Annotated in this window: 15 protein-coding genes; 11 read left to right on the plus strand and 4 right to left on the minus strand. The window is 62.5% G+C overall.

What is annotated here, in order from left to right; genetic code table 11:
* Window positions 1-63: 63 nt before the first annotated feature.
* From GIW02_RS09940 to GIW02_RS09965, 6 genes are all read left to right on the plus strand, one after another.
* Complete coding sequence (locus GIW02_RS09940) at window positions 64-579, plus strand: sigma-70 family RNA polymerase sigma factor (RefSeq protein WP_236411661.1); 516 nt, start codon at window positions 64-66, stop codon at window positions 577-579.
* A 29-nt stretch (window positions 580-608) separates the two neighbouring features.
* The gene (locus GIW02_RS09945) at window positions 609-1,562 is read left to right on the plus strand and encodes a FecR family protein (protein WP_236411663.1); all 954 of its coding nucleotides are present in this window, start codon (window positions 609-611) and stop codon (window positions 1,560-1,562) included.
* Window positions 1,563-1,659: 97 nt separating this feature from the next.
* The gene (locus GIW02_RS09950) at window positions 1,660-4,065 is read left to right on the plus strand and encodes a TonB-dependent receptor (protein WP_236411665.1); all 2,406 of its coding nucleotides are present in this window, start codon (window positions 1,660-1,662) and stop codon (window positions 4,063-4,065) included.
* A 193-nt stretch (window positions 4,066-4,258) separates the two neighbouring features.
* On the plus strand, window positions 4,259-5,185 hold the full coding sequence (locus GIW02_RS09955) for an EF-hand domain-containing protein (protein WP_236411667.1): 927 nt from the start codon (window positions 4,259-4,261) through the stop codon (window positions 5,183-5,185).
* Window positions 5,186-5,484: 299 nt separating this feature from the next.
* Window positions 5,485-5,646, plus strand: a complete 162-nt coding sequence (locus GIW02_RS09960; protein WP_236411668.1) for a type III secretion effector protein — start codon at window positions 5,485-5,487, stop codon at window positions 5,644-5,646.
* A 420-nt stretch (window positions 5,647-6,066) separates the two neighbouring features.
* On the plus strand, window positions 6,067-6,729 hold the full coding sequence (locus tag GIW02_RS09965; RefSeq protein WP_236411671.1) for a type III secretion effector protein: 663 nt from the start codon (window positions 6,067-6,069) through the stop codon (window positions 6,727-6,729).
* A 9-nt stretch (window positions 6,730-6,738) separates the two neighbouring features.
* Here GIW02_RS09965 and GIW02_RS09970 read toward each other — a convergent pair whose 3' ends face one another.
* Complete coding sequence (locus GIW02_RS09970) at window positions 6,739-7,890, minus strand: MFS transporter (protein ID WP_236411672.1); 1,152 nt, start codon at window positions 7,888-7,890, stop codon at window positions 6,739-6,741.
* A 191-nt stretch (window positions 7,891-8,081) separates the two neighbouring features.
* On the opposite strand from GIW02_RS09970, the gene GIW02_RS09975 reads away from it, so the two are divergent.
* The 5 genes from GIW02_RS09975 to GIW02_RS09995 all read left to right on the plus strand — a co-directional run bounded on the left by GIW02_RS09975 (window position 8,082) and on the right by GIW02_RS09995 (window position 15,178).
* A complete protein-coding gene (locus GIW02_RS09975) occupies window positions 8,082-9,068 on the plus strand; it encodes a diaminopimelate epimerase (RefSeq protein WP_236421843.1) in 987 nt (328 codons plus the stop codon).
* 305 nt (window positions 9,069-9,373) lie between these two features.
* The gene (gene tssI, locus GIW02_RS09980; protein WP_236411676.1) at window positions 9,374-11,389 is read left to right on the plus strand and encodes a type VI secretion system tip protein TssI/VgrG; all 2,016 of its coding nucleotides are present in this window, start codon (window positions 9,374-9,376) and stop codon (window positions 11,387-11,389) included.
* Between the two features lie 14 nt (window positions 11,390-11,403).
* Entirely contained in the window at window positions 11,404-12,240 is an 837-nt protein-coding gene (locus tag GIW02_RS09985) for a DUF4123 domain-containing protein (protein WP_236411685.1), read from the plus strand.
* Entirely contained in the window at window positions 12,233-13,015 is a 783-nt protein-coding gene (locus tag GIW02_RS09990; RefSeq protein ID WP_236411678.1) for a hypothetical protein, read from the plus strand. The genes GIW02_RS09985 and GIW02_RS09990 overlap by 8 nt, the downstream gene beginning before the upstream one ends.
* A 12-nt stretch (window positions 13,016-13,027) precedes the next feature.
* A complete protein-coding gene (locus GIW02_RS09995; RefSeq protein WP_236411680.1) occupies window positions 13,028-15,178 on the plus strand; it encodes a lipase family protein in 2,151 nt (716 codons plus the stop codon).
* Window positions 15,179-15,187: 9 nt separating this feature from the next.
* On the opposite strand, the gene codA is transcribed toward GIW02_RS09995, so the two are convergent.
* The 3 genes from codA to codB all read right to left on the minus strand — a co-directional run bounded on the left by codA (window position 15,188) and on the right by codB (window position 17,962).
* A complete protein-coding gene (codA, locus tag GIW02_RS10000; RefSeq protein WP_236411682.1) occupies window positions 15,188-16,423 on the minus strand; it encodes a cytosine deaminase in 1,236 nt (411 codons plus the stop codon).
* 27 nt (window positions 16,424-16,450) lie between these two features.
* The gene (locus GIW02_RS10005; RefSeq protein WP_236411683.1) at window positions 16,451-16,585 is read right to left on the minus strand and encodes a helix-turn-helix domain-containing protein; all 135 of its coding nucleotides are present in this window, start codon (window positions 16,583-16,585) and stop codon (window positions 16,451-16,453) included.
* A gap of 108 nt (window positions 16,586-16,693) precedes the next feature.
* Entirely contained in the window at window positions 16,694-17,962 is a 1,269-nt protein-coding gene (codB, locus tag GIW02_RS10010; protein ID WP_236411684.1) for a cytosine permease, read from the minus strand.
* Between the last annotated feature and the right edge of the window lie 95 nt (window positions 17,963-18,057).

The following is an 18,057-nucleotide window of genomic DNA, read 5'->3' on the forward strand; positions in this document are numbered from 1 at the left end:
TAGCATTGCTCCGCTTAATAGGAAGCATTACTATTCACGCCCCGCCTCCCAGTGCACCCCGCGATGATCCCTCAGCCGCCCCGCAGAACAGGCTTTTTCCAGCATTACGAAGAGTTGATCGGGACCTGGACGCGCCGCCTGAGAAACCGTCAGCAGGCCGAAGACCTGGCCCACGACACCTTCGTGCGGGTGCTTGAGGCAAAGACCGTCGACATTGAGCAACCGCGTGCCTACCTGCATCAAACCGCGCGCAACATTGCCGTGGACGCCTACCGGCGCGAAGACCGGCGGGAAGCCATGGCGCGGGATGCCATGGCCCTCGAAATCTCTGAGCAGCGCTCGCCCCACAACGGCGACCCGGAGCATTTCATGCACGCGATCCAGTTGGCGGACTCCATCGAACGGGCACTGGCCGAGCTGCCGCTCAACTGCCGCAAGGTGTTCATCTGGCAGAAAATCGAGGGCCTGACCCAGCAGGAAATCGCTGAGCGCCTGGGGCTGTCTAAAAATATGGTGGAAAAGTATATGATCCGCACCCTGCGGCATCTGCGTGACCGCCTGGACGCGATGGCCCCATGAACCAAGCTCGCTCTGAAACAGGACCTTCCATGATGGATAGCCCCGCCCGCGATGAAGCCGCGCAATGGTTTGTACGCCTGCAGGACGCTGACGTGAGCGCTGCCGAGCGCCAGCAGTTCGACGCCTGGCGCAACGAAAACCCCGAGCATCAATATGAATTCGATGTGCTGCAAGGGATGTGGAGCGCCGCCGACCTGTTGCCCAAGGCCCGCCTGCAGGCGCTGTGCGAGGCACCGGCCGAGCGCCCCAAACGGCGTACGCTCGTGCGTTACGCGGTGGCGGCCAGCGTGGTCGCCATTGCCCTGGGGCTGGGCCTGTTCAGCGGTCTCGATCACCCCAAACCGTATACGGCTGAGTTCAGCACCGGCCTGGGTGAACACCGCCAGGTGGCCTTGCCCGATGGCTCGGTGATGGACCTCAACAGTCGCAGCCTGGTAGCGGTGCACTTTGAACAAGGCCGGCGTGGCGTTGAAATCAAGCGCGGTGAGGCGATGTTCAGCGTCGAGCATGATATTAGCCGGCCCTTTGTGGTCGTTGCCGGGGCAGGGCAGGTGACGGTCACCGGCACCCGTTTCGATGTGCGCCGCGATGACGACCAGACCCGTGTGGCCGTCGAGGCTGGCACCGTGAACGTGCAAGGGCGTTCGCCGGGCGACAGGGTCACGCTGACGGCGGGCCTCGGCACCCAGGTCGATAGCCAAGGGCTGGTGGCAGCGGCCTACGCGGTGAACACCGAGGAACTGACGGCTTGGCGGACCGGCAAGCTGGTCTTCAACAACGCCTCGCTCGCTGACGTCGCCAGGGAAGTGTCGCGCTATCGCGAGCAACCGCTGCGGGTCAGCACGCCGGCGGTCGGCAATCTGCGCCTGACCAGTGTGTTCAAGGCCGACGACACCGACGCCTTGCTCAAGGCCCTGCCACACATCTTGCCGGTGGCCTTGCGCACCTTGCCGGACGGCAGCCAGGAAATTATTTCACGCTGACATTCAGGTTTTTTTTCAGTTCGTCGTCTTCTCCTGCAACTGCAACTGGTTTGCATTAACAGCCGCATACTCTTGCGATCACAGGACTAGTTTCGACGTGAAAAAACGTGCCGTTAACAACAATAAAATCTCCCGCTGGGCGCCGCTGGCCCTGGCGCTCGCCGTCAGTGCCGCGCTGCCTGGCGCCTACGCTGCCCAAGGTATTCATATCCAGGCCCAACCCTTGGGCGCGGCGTTGAGCCAACTGGGCCAGCAGACCGCCCTGCAAGTGTTCTTCAGCCCCGACATGGTCGCGGGCAAGCAGGCGCCGGCGGTAGACGGCAATCTTTCCCCCGAACAGGCCCTGCGCCAGTTGTTGCAAGGCAGTGGCCTGGACTACCGGATCGACGCCGGTTCCGTCACCCTGCACCCGCTGAGCAGCGGCACCGGTGACGCCGGTTCGCCCCTGGAGCTGGGCGCTACCGACATCAAGGTGGTCGGTGACTGGCTGGGCGATGCCAACGCCCAAGTGGTGCAGAACCACCCCGGCGCGCGTACGGTGATCCGCCGCGAAGCCATGGTGGAACAAGGCGCGATGAACGTCGGCGACGTCCTGCGCCGCGTGCCGGGTGTACAGGTGCAGGAAGCCAACGGCACTGGCGGCAGCGACATTTCCCTCAACGTCGGCGTGCGTGGCCTGACGTCGCGCCTGTCACCACGGTCTACCGTGCTGATCGACGGCGTGCCGGCGGCGTTCGCTCCCTATGGCCAGCCGCAACTGTCGATGGCGCCGATCTCCGCCGGCAACCTGGACAGCATCGACGTGGTACGCGGTGCGGGGTCGGTGCGTTATGGGCCACAGAACGTCGGCGGCGTGATCAACTTCGTGACCCGTGCAATCCCCGAGACATTCTCCGGCGACGTTGGCACCACCCTGCAAACCTCTGCCCATGGCGGCTGGAAGCATGTCGACAACGCCTTCATCGGCGGTACGGCCGACAACGGTATCGGCGTGGCCTTGCTGTACTCCGGGGTCAATGGCAACGGCTATCGCAACAGCAACAACAGCAATGATATTGACGATGTGATCCTCAAGACCCATTGGGCGCCGACCGATCAGGACGATTTCTCGCTGAACGTCCACTACTACGATGCCAGCGCCGACATCCCCGGCGGCCTGACCCAGAAGCAGTTCGACGCCAACCCCTACCAGTCGGTACGCGACTGGGACAACTTCAGCGGCCGTCGCAAGGACGTGTCCTTCAAGTACATCCGTCAGATCGACGAGCGTACCCAGGCCGAAGTGCTGACCTACTATTCCGACAGCTTTCGTGGCAGCAACATCGCCAACCGCGACCTGGGCAGTGTCGGTTCCTACCCGCGTACCTACTACACCTTTGGGATCGAGCCGCGGGTGTCCCATGTGTTCGACCTGGGCCCGAGTACCCAGGAGGTCAGCGTCGGTTATCGCTACCTCAAAGAAGGCATGCACGAGCAGGCCACCAGCCTGAAGCTCGTCGACAACGTCCCTACGCCGGTGGGGCTCAACGACGGCCACGTCTACCAGGACCGCACCGGGGGAACCGAGGCCAACGCGTTTTATATCGATAACAAGATCGATATCGGCAAGTGGACCGTCACGCCAGGCATTCGCTTCGAAGACATCCGCACCGAATGGCACGACCGCCCGGTGTTGGGGCTCAAAGGCACCGTGGTCGAGGAAAAACGCCGCGAGGTCCACAACAACGAACCGTTGCCGGCCCTGAGCGTGATGTACCACGTGTCCGACGCCTGGAAGCTGTTCGCCAACTACGAGACATCATTCGGCAGCCTGCAATACTTCCAGCTGGGCCAGGGCGGCACCGGCGACCAGACGGCCAACGGCCTGAACCCGGAAAAGGCCAAGACCTACGAGGTGGGCACGCGCTACAACGATAACGTGTGGGGCGGCGAACTGACGTTCTTCTACATCGACTTCTCGGATGAACTGCAATACGTCAGCAACGATGTAGGCTGGACCAACCTCGGTGCTACCAAGCATACCGGTATCGAAGCGTCGGCCCACTACGACCTGGCCAACCTTGACCCGCGCCTGGACGGCCTGACCGCCAACGCCGGGTTCACTTACACCAAGGCCACCTCCGAGGGGGACGTGCCGTTCAAGGGGCGTGACCTGCCGCTGTACTCCCGTGAAGTGGCGACCCTGGGCTTGCGTTACGCCATCAATCACTGGACCCACAACCTGGATGTGTACGCCCAGTCCGGCCAGCGCGCGCCGGGTACCACCAGCACCTATGTGACCCAGGGCACGGCGGATGGCCAGTTCGGCGATATCCCGGGTTATGTCTCGGTCAATGTGCGCAGCGGGTACGACTTCGGCGAGCAGTTATCGAACCTGAAACTCGGTGTCGGGGTGAAAAACGTTTTTGATCAGCAGCACTACACCCGCTCCAGCGATAACAACGCCGGGTTGTACCTGGGGGAGCCACGTACGTTCTTCGTACAGGCCAGCGTAGGCTTCTAACTCGTAAGCCCGAGGAAAGTTGCAGCGCGTAGCTGCGACTTTTTTCGTCTATTTCCTACATCTACAGAGCGTATATCTCCATTGGATCAGGAACCGATTCCGACGCAAATACCACGCAGGGGAGAGCTGAGGAGCTTCGACGTTTCGTTGGAGCTGCATGTTCAAGCTGGCGCCCACTGTAATGGAGAAATGTATGTCGGTATCGCTGCAGGACACACCCGTATTTGCGTCTTCAACCCCTGACGTCGGACAGGGCCATTCCAGGGCTGAACACAAAGCCAGTCAGGCGTCGCCGGCCGCGCCGTCGTTCAGCGGCAGCCACGCTGTCAACGTCAATATCAATTTCGGCGGACATCAGGGCGGACCGGTGTTCGGCCATCATGCCTCGCGACCCGAACCTCACACGCATGGGGACGCCTGGCACCCAGACAGCCCGGTCACCCAGAGTTACGCTCACCAGTTCAAACAGGCCCTGGCCAACTTGTTTGGCGGGCATCGACCACACCGACCCACTGCCAGCAGCGGTAATCCGTACCCGGCAGCGCCGGGCGTGTCTGATCCGGTGTACGCGGCGAAATCCCCCGCAACCTTGAGCCTGCAGTTGCGTGACAACTTCGGCGCGTTCCAGGACCCCCGAATGCCTGGGCAGGTCAGCGCTACCAGTATTCTTGCGATGGCTGAAAAGGGCTGGTCCGCCAACCCCGCCATTAACGAGAACATTCGTTTGGCCAACGAGTTGCTGAGGCGTCCGGACCTGATGAGAGCGTTTGACCGCAACGGCAACGGCCTACCGGATGGCGTGATGAGCCGCCACGACCTGAACTCGGTCATCGGCAGTAACAACCCCTTCAAGTACACCCCCGACAAGCAAGTGCTCAGTGAGATGCTCAATCATTTCGACGCGTTGAATGGTGGGCGTGGAGGGGAGGAACTGACCTTCGCAGACCTGAAACGGATGGCCGCCTGTAGCCAGACAAGCAACTCGCCCCAAGACCACGTCATCCAGTTGGCCGAGGAGGTGCTCAAGCGCGGTGACCTGTTGAAGGCGTTGGACAACATCAAGAGTCGGAACCATGACGGCCGAATCAGCCGGAGTGCGCTTCGCACGCTGTCCCGCTGACCCCACCCCTCAGGCGCCGCGACCTGGCTGCGGCGTTTGCCTCAATTGTTTAAGGAACTCTTTACAGCCATTCGCCACATAAGTCCTACACGCCGGCGTTGACCAGGCCGGCCGCTTTGTCAGATCCCACGCAAGGGCTAACAAACATGACTTTAACCCCGTGCAATTCCCCTCAGCCCTGCTGTCCAGAGCTGTTTCGCAACGCCCATGACACGTGTACCTCGGCGCCGCAAGGGTGCACCGCATCGCGCGACCTGCTGACCTCTTCATCCCATGAGTATGCGGTCGAAGCCCAACGCATGAGGGCTTTTGCCGGCCAGACAAAGTTCCAGGCGCCCGTCGCGGATGACTTCTCCCGGGGCATGTTCGCCGACGGCCAAAACCCTGGCGGCAACGTGATGAAACACAGAGGCTTGATCAACGGCCTGACGGCCTGGTGGCGCAAGCAGACGCTGGATTGACCACCCCCGTGGCGGATTTTTACATGCTGTCATGGGTACAGGCCGCTCGCCCGGAACTGTCGCGTTCAGCCAACCACATATGTGGGGCTTGTCTGAGTGGAACCCATTCGATGATTTCGGTCGCCATGGTGGCGATCACACGGCAGGCCTGTATCTGAAAAGCGGTGGAGAAAACTCATGACAATCAAGGGTGCATTACCTCACGGCCGGCCCCTGGCCCTGGATGGATCTGCCATACGATCCCCTGCGGCTGCCCCTGAAGCCTGGAAAGAGAACCCGCCTGAGCCTGCACAAGGAGGACCTCGCAGGCCCTTGCTGTTGCGCGGCAGCTTGTCCGTGCTGCATCACCGAACACTGCAGAATTTCCCCGTTGCGCGTACCCCCCTATATCGGCCCGACGCAACCTCCACGGACAGCCAATTGGCGACGGCCCTGGAGAAGTCCTTTGACTTGCTGCACCCCTTCCTGAAAGACGGGCGTTTGACCTGGTCGTCATTACGGCGCATTGCCGCTGAACGCACCGGAGAAAGTGAAGCGTTGGACCGTACGATCCAGGTGGTCATAGAAATGCTCAAGCGCCCGCGCCTGAGCGACGCACTCCAGAGCCGCGACGGCGATATCACACGTGATAGCCTCGGTGCAGCGGCTGCGGCGTTACAGGGCAACAGCTCGCCGAGCGTCTTCAGCCAGGACCCGTTCCATGCCCAAGGCAATGCCCAAGTGGTGCAGGCGCTGCAGGGCCAGTTCGAGCAACTGAGGGACAAGACCAAGGACCGCACCTTCCTTTTCGAGCAGCACCACTACGTCGAAATCGCCACGCTCAAGACGGTCATGCAGGACCCCTATGATGTTGATCACAGTGGCGCGCCTGTGCTGGACCCGTCCACCGGCATGCCCAGGCCCAAGTACAGCGAGCTCTGTGTCTACACGGCAAAGAACATTCTTGAGCGCCCGGGCTTGCTGCCTTCCCTGGAGCGTGCGCAGAGCGCGCGACTGTTTGGCCCGGCGCACAAGGAAGGCTGGCTCAGCAACAAAAGCCTCGACCGTTGGCTGGAGCAGGACGAGGCGCACAAACAGCGCTGACGCAGCGGCCTACACCTTGAGGATTTTGCCGCTGATGGCCACGGCTGCCAGCAGTACGGCGATCAGCACAAAGGCGGTACTCAGGCTGCTGCCATGGGCGATAAAGCCGATGGCGGCAGGGCCGGCAAGAATGCCGGCATACCCCAGGGTGGTGATGGCCGGCACGGCAATGTGTTCTGGCATGACCTTTTGCTTGCCGACGGCGGTGTACAGGACCGGCACGATGTTCGAGCAGCCGGCACCCACCAACGCATAGCCCAACAGTGCGGTTTGCCAGGCTGGAAACAGGGTCGCCAGCAACATACCGGCGGTCGCCAGTGCGCCGCCGATCATGATCACGCGGGTGGCGCCCAGGCGCCTCACGATGGCATCACCGGTCAGGCGCCCGGCGGTCATGGTCAGGGCGAACGCCGCGTAACCCAGGCCGGCGTAAGCTTCGTCCAGGCCACGCTCGGCGCTGAGGAACACCGCGCTCCAGTCAAGCACCGCGCCTTCGGCCAGAAACACGATAAAACACAGGCAGCCGATAAACAGCACCACGCCGTGAGGTATTGCAAACGCCGGCCCCGAACTCTCGCTGCCGTAATGCAATAGATGCGGCGCGGCCTTGAACAACGCCGCGAGCACCACGGCAATCACCACCAGCGTCGCCTGCAGCGGCGACAGGCCCAGCCCCAGCAGCCCGGCAACACCCGCCGCGCCGACGATGCCGCCCAGGCTGAACAACCCATGAAAGCCCGACATCATGGTTTTGCCGCTGGCACGTTCGACGATCACCGCTTGCAGATTGACCGTGGAATCCACCGTGCCGAGGCCGGCGCCGAACAGGAACAACCCTGCGGTCAGCAATGGAATCGAACTCACCGTAGCCAGTATCGGCAAGGCCAGACAGATCAGCACCGTGCCGGCGCTCAGCACACGGCGGCAGCCATAGCGCGAGGCCAATGCACCGGCTACGGGCATGGCGATGATCGACCCCACTCCCAGGCACAACAGCAACAGGCCCAGGGTGCCTTCGCTCAGGCCTGCGCGGGCCTTGGCGTAGGGCACCAGGGGCGCCCAGGCGGCGATACCCAACCCGGCGATGAAAAAAGCGATGCGAGTCGACATTTGCTCCAGCCGCCCGGGAACCACGGGAGCAGAAGTGGGGATGGCAGTCATGAAAAATCCTTGGTTTTGCGTTCAACGAACGATGTCCAGCGCGACATCCTTGCATATCAGGCCGTCTGGAGCGAGCCGGGTTCCCTGGAGAGGGCGCCTCCCACAAACACGGTGTTCTGTAATACGCTGCTTCGCTTGTATGTAGGCAACCAGACGGACTCACCGATGAATAGTTACAGGCACGTCGCGCTATGACTCAGTTCTACGATGCGCGCGGCAACCTCTATGGGGTGGCCAGCCCGGCCTTTTTACGTGATCGGGGTATTGCCGTGCCCGACACGGCGGCACAGGCGGCAAGCTCGCGCGCAGCCTGGGCGTCGTCGGCCATCGCCGCTGAATGTGAATGGGGTTCGGCGCCACGCCCGGCCGATGCCAAGGCGCACCGCTGCGATGGCTTGCTGGTCGGGCCGTTCCAGGCTGCGCCGCCGTTCGACCTGTTGATCGTTAACACGGATGGCTCACTGGCCGAGCGCAGCGGCAATGGCTTGACCATCTTCGCCCAGGCGCTCACCGACCAGGGCGTGATGGCCGAGGCCTGTGAGCTGCGGGTCCATCATGACAAATCGGATGTGCCCTCACCGGTTAGCACCCGGGTGACCCCCGCGCGGTATGAACAGGTGGCCGGGTTCTGGCTGGAGCTGGGTCTGCCCGCGTTCGGGCCGCGAGCGGTGGGTGCGCAGGCAAGTGATCCAGCGTTTATGGACGACGCCGGGCCCAGTCACGTAAGCGAGCTGGCGGCGATCAACCCGCAGTGGGCACGCAGCCAGTTTGTGCGGGTGGGCAACCCCCATTGTGTGACGTTGGTCGAGCAGGTATCGGCATTGCCCGACAACCTGCCGATGCAGCAGCCCGCCCTGTTCGAGCCGTTACGGGCGATTGCTTTCGCGCCTCCGGCAGGCGGCGGGCGGCCCTGTGTGGCCGGGGTCAATCTGCAATGGGCAGCCAGGCAGCCCGGCAATCGGGTGCTTGCGCGAGTGTTCGAACGGGGAGAGGGCCCCACTGCGTCTTCCGGCACCAGCGCCAGTGCCGTGGCGTCTGCGGCATGGCGTGCGGGTTGGGTGGAGAGCGGCGTAGTCGCCGTGGTGATGCCAGGCGGCACTGCGCCAGTGCGCTTGCACGCTCAAGCCGATACCTTACTGAGCGTCAGCCTGTTCGGGACTGCCCGGCCGCAAGCATGATGTTTGTAACGCCTGATGCTCCTAAGTGGGTGTCAGACGTTTCTTTACCCGTTAGTTATATAAATGAATTTACATGTAGGGCATTTCATATTGTTTTGAGATGGCTCTTTGGCTCGATTTATTATTTTGTAAAAGACACTTCCAATTCACGTGTACGAAACTTCTGTTTTGTTTTTTGACGGCCGATTTTCGCCCGGAACCGCTAAGCTTCAAGGCGTTCAGGCACTTTTTCTCGGCAACTTATTCAACGTTAGTTAAACGGGGGAAAGTATTTCGGTGCAGTAATTGATGGCGGGTAACAATGGATGGTTAACGGGTGTGTGGCACCGCGTTTTAAATTGACTCTTCCCACTGTAAAGACTGATTTCAACGTGCTGGCATTCAACGGCAGCGAAGCCCTTGATCAGCCGTTTTTTATCCAGGTGCAGTTGGTCAGTGAAAACCCCTCGCTGGACCTGGAGACGCTGCTCCACCAGCCGGCCTACCTGGATTTCGGCGAAACGGGTGCAGGTTTGCATGGGCTTGTGTATGCCATCGGCCGCGACGATCCCGGGCGACGTCTTACTCGCTATCACCTGACCCTGGCGCCCCGCCTGGCCTGTCTTGCGCACCGTTACGACCAGCGCATTTTCCAGCAGCGCAGCGTGCCGCAGATCATCGCGACGGTGCTGGAACACCACGGTATTCTGGCCGATGCCTACGTGTTCGAACTGGGCCCGGTGGTGTATCCGCCGCGCACATTCTGTGTGCAATACGCGGAGACCGACCTGCATTTTGTCCAGCGACTGTGTGAAGAGGAGGGCATTCACTACCATTTTCGCCATAGCCCGCAGGCCCACGTGGTGGTGTTTGGCGATGACCAGACGGTGTTTCGCCGCTTGCCGGTGCAGCGTTACTGCGCTGCTGGCGGGCCCCAGCCCGATACGCAGGTCATCCAGCGTTTTGATCTGCGCCTGGGCACCCGCAGCCAGAAAACCGTGCGCCGTGACTATCACTTCGAACACCCCTCGCTGCGCCTGCAAGACGGCGCCGGCCCGGCCTCGCCACACCCCCTCGAGGACTATCGCTACCCCGCAGGGTTTACCGGCCATGCCAGGGGCAAGCGCCTGGCGCAGCGCGGGTTGGAGCGGCATCAAAGCAACCGTTTTCGAGCAGTGGGCACGAGTGATCAGCCCGTGTTGTGCAGCGGGCATTTCCTTGAGTTGTGTGACCACCCCGACCCTGCCTGCAACGACTTGTGGCTGATCAACGGGGTGCGCCATGAGGGGGGCCAACCGCAGGTGCTGGAGGAGGCAATGTCGGAGGCGGACGTTTTGCACGGCTATCGCAATCACTTCACTGTCACACCCTGGCGAGCGGTGTATCGACCGCCCCTCAAACATCCCAAGCCCACCCTCAATGGCAGCCAAACCGCGACCGTGACCGGGCCTTCCGGCGAGGACATCCACTGCGACGCACACGGCCGGGTGAAGGTGCGTTTTCACTGGGACCGCCTGGACAAGAATGATGACAACAGCAGTTGCTGGGTACGGGTAGCGTCCGGCTGGGCCGGCGACGGGTTTGGCGCAATGCTGATCCCGCGGGTCGGTATGGAAGTGCTGGTGACGTTTCTGGAGGGCGACCCGGATCAGCCGCTTATCAACGGCTGCCTGCCGAATGCATCGCACCGGCCGGCCTACGCCTTGCCGCAGCACAAGACTCGCAGCGTCCTGCGCAGCCGCAGCGCCCTGAGCGGCGGCGCCAACGAATTGCACCTCGAGGACCGGCGTGGCGAGGAACTGATCTACTTGCGGGCTCAACGCGACCTCGAGCAACAGGTAGGCCATGACAGCCGCCTGGAAGTGGCCGGGCAGCGCCATGAAATAATCCGCGGTTCAAGCACGGTTCACCTGGGCAGTGACGAGCAGCGTCACGTCACCGGTGATCGCAAGGTTGTGCTCCAGGCCAGCGACCATCTTGATGTGCAAGGCGATAGCCTGACCCAGGTTGGCCAGACCCTGGTGATCGAGGCGGGGCAACAGTTGCACCTCAAGGCCGGTGCCAGCCTGGTTATCGATGCGGGCAGCCAACTGAGCCTCAAGGCGGGTGGTGAGCATCTGGTCATCCAGGCGGGTGCAATTCTCAGCAGTCGGCCCATCACCCTTGGCGGCTCACCCGCCGTGACACGGCTGGCGAGTGCGTTGGGGGAGGCCGGTTCGTCGACACTCAGTTCGGCCCAAGGCGCACTCATGGACGTGGCCCGGCAATGGGGCGCGGATTTCTGCCCGCTGTGTGAAGGTTGTCGTGACGCTGGGTGTGAAGCTCGGGGGAGGGCAGCATGATGCAGAGCCGCATGATGCAGAGCTTCCCGCGCCACTGGATGGCCCGGCAGCAACAGGCCGGACGCCGGCTGTGCCTGATCCTCGAGGGCAGCGATGACGCCCGCCCATTGCTGCTGGCCGCGCGCACGTTGGCACAGTCTCGCAGCCTCTATGCCGAGACGGCCCTGGCCGAATGGGCGACCTCGGGCCCCGTGCTGCTGTTGCTCGAACAAGTGAGCGAGCCCGCCTTGCTGGGCCTCCTGCAGCGCCCGGAAACACACTGGGGCTGGCTGGGCAGCCTGCCTGACGACGACTTGACCCGCGTGACACGCCACTGGCGCGAGCGACTGCTGGTGGGGCCGCAGGGCGCCCAGGCCTTGTACCGTTTTCACGATAACCGCACGCTGGCGCGCGCACTTGAGCATGTGGCGGTGGAGCACTGGCCGGTAGTGCTCGGCCCATTGGTCAGCGTGTGCTACTGGCATGACGGTCGCTGGCAGAGCGGCGACAACCCCGACCCAGGTGAATACCCCGTGCCAGACCCGGCGCCTTGGCTGAACACGCCAAATCCAAACGCCAGTGCCATCCTGCAGACCAACATCCTGCGCTACCTGTTGGCCGAACACAGCGAGGACCTGGCTGCCTTGGTGGAATTTCAAGCCCCCAAAATCTGGCTGGCCCAAGTGCTTGAGCAGGCCCGTCTCTGGCAGTGGTACCAGCCGCAACAGTTGGAGTTCCTGGTCGTGCGCCGGCTCCAGGAGGCCACGGGCGGCAGTGCTATCCGCTGGCAGCCGAGGCGCGGAGAAACCCCTGTGGAGCACTTTGAGCGGGCAGTGGAGCAGTGGCGCGCGGTGGGCCAACCGCATGGGTAGACGACGCTGGTGGGTAGCGCTGGCGCTCGGCGTCGCGGGCCTTTGCGGATGTGTGGGGCGGCCAACTGACAGCGTCATCCTGGAGGTGGAGTTGCCGGCGCAGTTTGAACTCAAGACGGCTGCCAATTACCGGCCCGCTCCCGGTGAAACCTGCACCTTGCCTCGGCGCAGCGGCAAGCGGGCGGAGCGCAAAGTCTTTTTCGCCGATTACACAGCAGAAGCCAGTCGCGTGAGTTATCGGTTGCCGTTACGCGAAACCGTGGAGGGCTGTCCGCTGGTATTGGCCGATGTGGCGTTTGACCTCAACGCCCAGTGGGGCTCGCGCAGTACCGACGTCGGCGGGGATTTCGCCGGCATTTCGATTCGCGACCGTTTGCCGGCGGATGCGCCTGGGATGCCGCAGAGCGGGGTTCTGGAACTGTTCGGGCAATGTCAGTGGTTGTTTCGGACGGCGGGGCCACAGCATGCAATCCTGAAAATCCTTAAATGCGCCGCGTTAGAGACCCCTGGTCAAGCAGGTAATGCCCGTGCGGGCGGCGCTGTGCGGCGAGATGAGCTGGGAGGGAAAACCATACGGGTGAACATCAGCCTGACTGACGAAGAGCGCCCTTTTATGGGGGATAACTGGGTGCGTTTTCCCAAGGGCTGGAAACGCTGCCTGGGAACGAGCTTCGAAGACCGGTACGCCTTTTGCCGTGGCAATACGACCGATTTCAAACCTTTCAAGATGCCCGATGGGCGTCTATGCGATATTTATCCAACCTGTACTGAATAAGGATATCCAGACATGGCAATGGAGCAATGGAAGCAAGCTTTTTTCAATGAAAAAATGCCTGCTTGTGTGTTGACGGAGGGCTGGCTGAGTGTCTGCCTGGTGGACGAGTCAGGTAATGGCGAGCCTTACGGAGGGCTTGAATATGAAGTGGTCGACAGCGCGGGCAAACGCTACGAAGGGCGTTTGACCGGTAATGGTTTTGCCCGGTTGGAGGGCTGCTCTCGAGGCCCGGTCGTGCTGCTGTTGGATGCCGCTTACAGCGCAGGGGAGGGCTACTATCGGGCATTGCAGCAACGCGAAAACTACCCGCTGCCCATCACCGAGCTGCAAGTGCGCGCGGAGCAAACGAGCTTCTCAAATGCCGACGGCCAGCGGACCGAGACTAATCCCGCAGGCCAGAAGGCGGACCGGTTCTATCAGGTTGAGGTGAGCGATCTGGTTCGCCATGTTGCGCACCTGCCCCCCGTGGCGCCGTCGACCTGTCGCCCTCAACGGCACGCACTGGAGATGATGGCCGAGCTGGGCTTCGGCCCTCCTCAGCCCACGTTGTCAGGCGTTGTGCTGTTCCCCGGCCAGCACACGGTGCTCGAAGTGCGGCCGCTGCGCGCGCTGCGCCCGATGCTCTCTACCCACGATGATTTCTGTGCCTTGAACCTGTATCAGTTGGCCTTGTTTGCGGCATTGAGTTACTGCGATTTCGGCCAGGAGCCCGCCGACAAACCTTGCGGGCCTGTGCGTTTTCCACGCGACCCCAGCGTCGCAAACCTGTTTGCCGAGCAACTGTCGGGGTACCACCAGGCCTGGCGGGTCGACCCTAAGCAAATGCAGCGTTTTTATCCGGTTTACGAGGATGTTGCCTACTCGCGGCGATTCGAGATACTGCCTTTCGACCCGCAGCTGTACCCGGACAATCACCCAGCCCTCGAAGATCAGCAGGAACACCCCGCGCGGCGCCATTTTTTTGATGATGAACAATTCGGTACAGACACTCAGGCGTTCATCACGCACCACGATGAGGTGATCCTGATTTGCGTGCGCGGCACGCTCAGTCATGCTGACGCAGTGCGCGACGCAAACGCGCATCAAGTGGCTTTCGCCGACGGCATCGGGAAGGTGCACGCAGGCTTTTATCAGGCTTACCGGGCCATGCGCGGTTTTGTGCTGCACTACCTCAGCCAGTTTCACACCGGGCAACGCATCGTCATTTGCGGCCACAGCCTGGGCGGCGCCGTTGCGTTGCTGTTGGCAGAAGGGCTGCGCCGTGTGCCTGAACGTGATTACAGCATTCTTCTTTACACCTACGGCGCCCCCCGCGCCGCCGACGCCGAGTTCAGCCGTGGTGCCAGCGCCCTGGTCCATCACCGTATCGTCAACCACAACGACCCGGTGCCCAGCGTACCGGCCCCCTGGATGAACACCCGCGCAAAACTCTGGGTGCCCGGCGCCGTCACGCTGTTCGCAGCCCCCGCAATGGGCGGCCTGCTGTTTGCCGCGGGGCTGGTGCGTGTCGGCGGTGACCCTTATCGACACCACGGCGAACAACAGCACTTCATGCCGATTCTGCTACCGGACGGCACACAGTCATCCGTGCTGTGGAAACCTGGCTGTGAGTCCATCGAGGACGCCGGCTGTCATCGGGCCTTGCAGCTCCAGGGCGACATGCCTGAACGGGACAACCTGTTGCAACAGCTGTTCCAGGCCAACCAGCACTTCATGACCGCCAGCTACATCCCGGCGGCCTGGGCGACGTTGCGGCGCTGGCAACAAACCCTGGACAGTAACGGCCCGCTGGTGACACCCAGGGAGTTTGCGTTGCTCGACCGTGCGCTGGAGAGCATGCGCCAGCAACTGCGCGACAAACGTCTCGAACTGGCGCGTCGGCGCCCGGTCAACGAGCGGACCTATGAGTACCACGAGCCCTTGAACCTTGAGATCGACCGTCTGCACACCAGTCGCGAACGCCTCGAAACCCTGCGCTGGCGCCGCCTGGACGCGCGCGATGTGTACGGCAGCCACGCCCAGTGCGCGCACTTGCACGCCAGCCTCAAGCGTTGGCTCGGCCACCGTGAAAACCAGCAGCTGTCGCAGATTGCCAGCATCCCTGCACCGCTGCCGAGCGAGCGGGCAAGGGCGCAGCCGTTGGATATCGAGGCGATCGTCTGAACGCTGGCCTTAGACGAACGTCACCTGCGCAGGCTGACGCTGCATCAGCACCTTGCCCTGGCGAATCGAGTACAGCGGCAGGCCCTGGCTGCGGATCACCTCGTAGTCGCTGTCGGCCGAGAGGATCAACAGGTTGGCGGGTCGCCCGGGCTCAAGGCCGTAGCGGTCCCCCAGGGCCATGGCCTTGGCGCTGTTATCGGTCACCAGGTCGAGGGCGCTTTGCAGGTTGCGGTAGCCGAGCATGTGGCAGATGTGCAGGCCGGCTTCCAGCACGCGCAGGATGTTGCCGTTGCCCAAGGGGTACCAGGGGTCGACGATGGAGTCCTGGCCAAAGCACACGTTCATGCCGGCTTCGAGCAGTTCGTTGACACGGGTCACGCCACGGCGTTTCGGGAAGCTGTCGAAGCGGCCTTGCAGGTGGATGCTTTCGGTGGGGCAGGAAACAAAGCTGATCCCGGAGTGCCCCAGCAGGCGGAAGAGTTTGGCGCAGTAGGCATTGTCATACGAGCCCATGGCCGTGGTGTGGCTGGCGGTGACACGGGTGCCCATGTCGCGGCTGCGGGCTTCCTCGGCCAATACTTCGAGGAAGCGCGAGTGCGGGTCGTCGGTTTCGTCGCAGTGCACGTCCACCAGGCAGCCGGTGCGTTCGGCAAGGTCCATCAGGAACTTCACTGAACTTACGCCCTGGTCGCGGGTGTATTCAAAGTGCGGGATGCCGCCGATCACGTCGGCGCCCAGGCGAATGGCCTCTTCCATCAACTGGCGGCCATTGCGATAGGACTCGATACCTTCCTGGGGGAAGGCGACGATTTGCAGGTCGATCAGGTGCGAGCTTTCTTCGCGCACTTCGAGCATGGCTTTAAGCGCCGTGAGCGCCGGGTCGGTGACGTCGACGTGGGTGCGCACGTGCTGGATGCCATGGGCGGCGAGGGCCTGAATGGTTTTTTTGGCGCGGGTCTTGGTGTCTTCGTGGGTGATGGTGGCTTTGCGCTCGCCCCAGCATTCGATGCCCTCGAACAGCGTGCCGCTCATGTTCCAGCGTGGCTCGCCGGCGGTGAGGGTGGCGTCGAGGTGGATATGCGGCTCGACAAAGGGCGGTGTCACCAGGTTGCCGGCGGCGTCGAGGTCATCGGGCCCCGCCACCGGCGCGGTTGTTTGTGGGGTGATGCTGGCGATCCGGCCGTGTTCCAGGTGCAGATCATGCAGGCCTTCACGGTTGCGCAGGCGGGCGTTGATGATGTGCATGGGCAAGTTCCTCTTGGCTAAAAACAGTCAGGCAGACAGGCGCCAGATCATCAGCGCGATACCGATGTCCAGGCGGTTATAAGCGTTATCCAGCGTCAACCCGCACAGGGCTTCGATGCGCTGGACGCGGTGTATCAGGGTGTTGCGGTGTATGGCCGCCATCAGGTTACCACTCTCGTGAAACCAGGCTTAGGGTGGGCATCAGACTGGGGCCATGGTGCCGTTCGCGGTGCAGCAGCACGTCGAGGGACGGGTAGTCCCCCGTCAGTATCATGCTGAAGCGTCAACCAGCGGTGCGCGAACGCGCAACAACCCGGTCAGCGCGATGTAGGTCAGCGACGCGGCCGCAATGCCCACCAGCGGCGCGACCCACGGCGAGTTGAACGCCAGCACCGTGCCCACCGCATACGCCACCAGCCCCGGCCAGTTGAAGGCTGGCAGGCGCGCCTGGGCCAGGCGTGGGTACTGGCCGCGCCAGCGGTAGAAGAAGTCCGCCATGATCACCCCGCCAATCGGCGGAATCACAGTGCCCAGCAGGATCAGGTAGGGCACCAGCATGTCGTACATGCCCAGCAACGCCAGCAGGGTGCCGATCACCGCCCCGACCAGGGTCACGGTCTTGCGGCGTCGGGTGCGCAGCAGGTTGCAGCCGGCCACCGCGAAGTTGTAGATCGTGTTGTCCTGGGTGCTCCAGATATTGAGCAGCAACATGGCCATCGCAGCCATGGCGAAGCCTTGCAGCAGCAACACTTCCACCACGTCGGGCTGCTGATAGACGATGGCGCCATAGGCACCGATCAGCACCATCAAGCCATTGCCGATAAAGAAGCCGATCAGGCTGGCCAGCACTGCGACCTTGGCCGAGCGGGAAAACCGCGTCCAGTTGGTCGCCTGGGTCGCGCCGCTGACAAAGGTGCCGAACACCAGGGTGATCGCCGTGGACACGTCCAGCTCGCCGGTCGGCACCACCGCCAGCAAGCCGTCCAGCCCGCCGACTGTCACCGTGGCCACCCACATCGACAGAAGCAGCAGGATGGCCATGGCCGGCACTGCAATGTAGGAAAGAATCTCCAGCCCGCGATAACCCACGTAGGCCGTGGCACAGAACACCAGGCCGAACAGCACCATCAATGCCAGCACGCTGCCCTGGCCCAGTTCGAAATACTTGCCAAGCACTACAGCGGCGGTGGCGGTGCCCCAGGCGTACCAGCCGATCTGGGTAAAACCGAGGATCAAATCACTGAGCTTGCTGCCCACCTCGCCGAAGCAGAAGCGCCCCATCAATACAGAATTCAAGCCGCTCTTGAAGGCGATGTAACCCAGGCCTGCGGCGTAGATACCCAGCAACAGGTTACCCAAGGCCACCACACCGAGCATGTCGATGAAACTGAACGCCACCCCCAGCTTGCCGCCGGCAAACATGGTCGCGGTAAAAAAGGTGAAGCCCAGCAGCACCATGGCGGTGGACGCCAGGCCTTTGCGTGCATGCATGGGGACTTCGCTCAAGGGGTAGTCGTTACCCGGTTCTTGCTGCGTCATGTGCCTTGCTCCCTGAATGAGTGACGCAGGCGTATTGCACCGCGCGTGCCAAATCAGCGGCAGTGGCGGCTGCACGGTCTGCACTGTGCAGCGTG

The sequence above is a fragment of the Pseudomonas syringae genome, assembly GCF_021606685.1.
Lineage (GTDB): Bacteria > Pseudomonadota > Gammaproteobacteria > Pseudomonadales > Pseudomonadaceae > Aquipseudomonas > Aquipseudomonas syringae_R.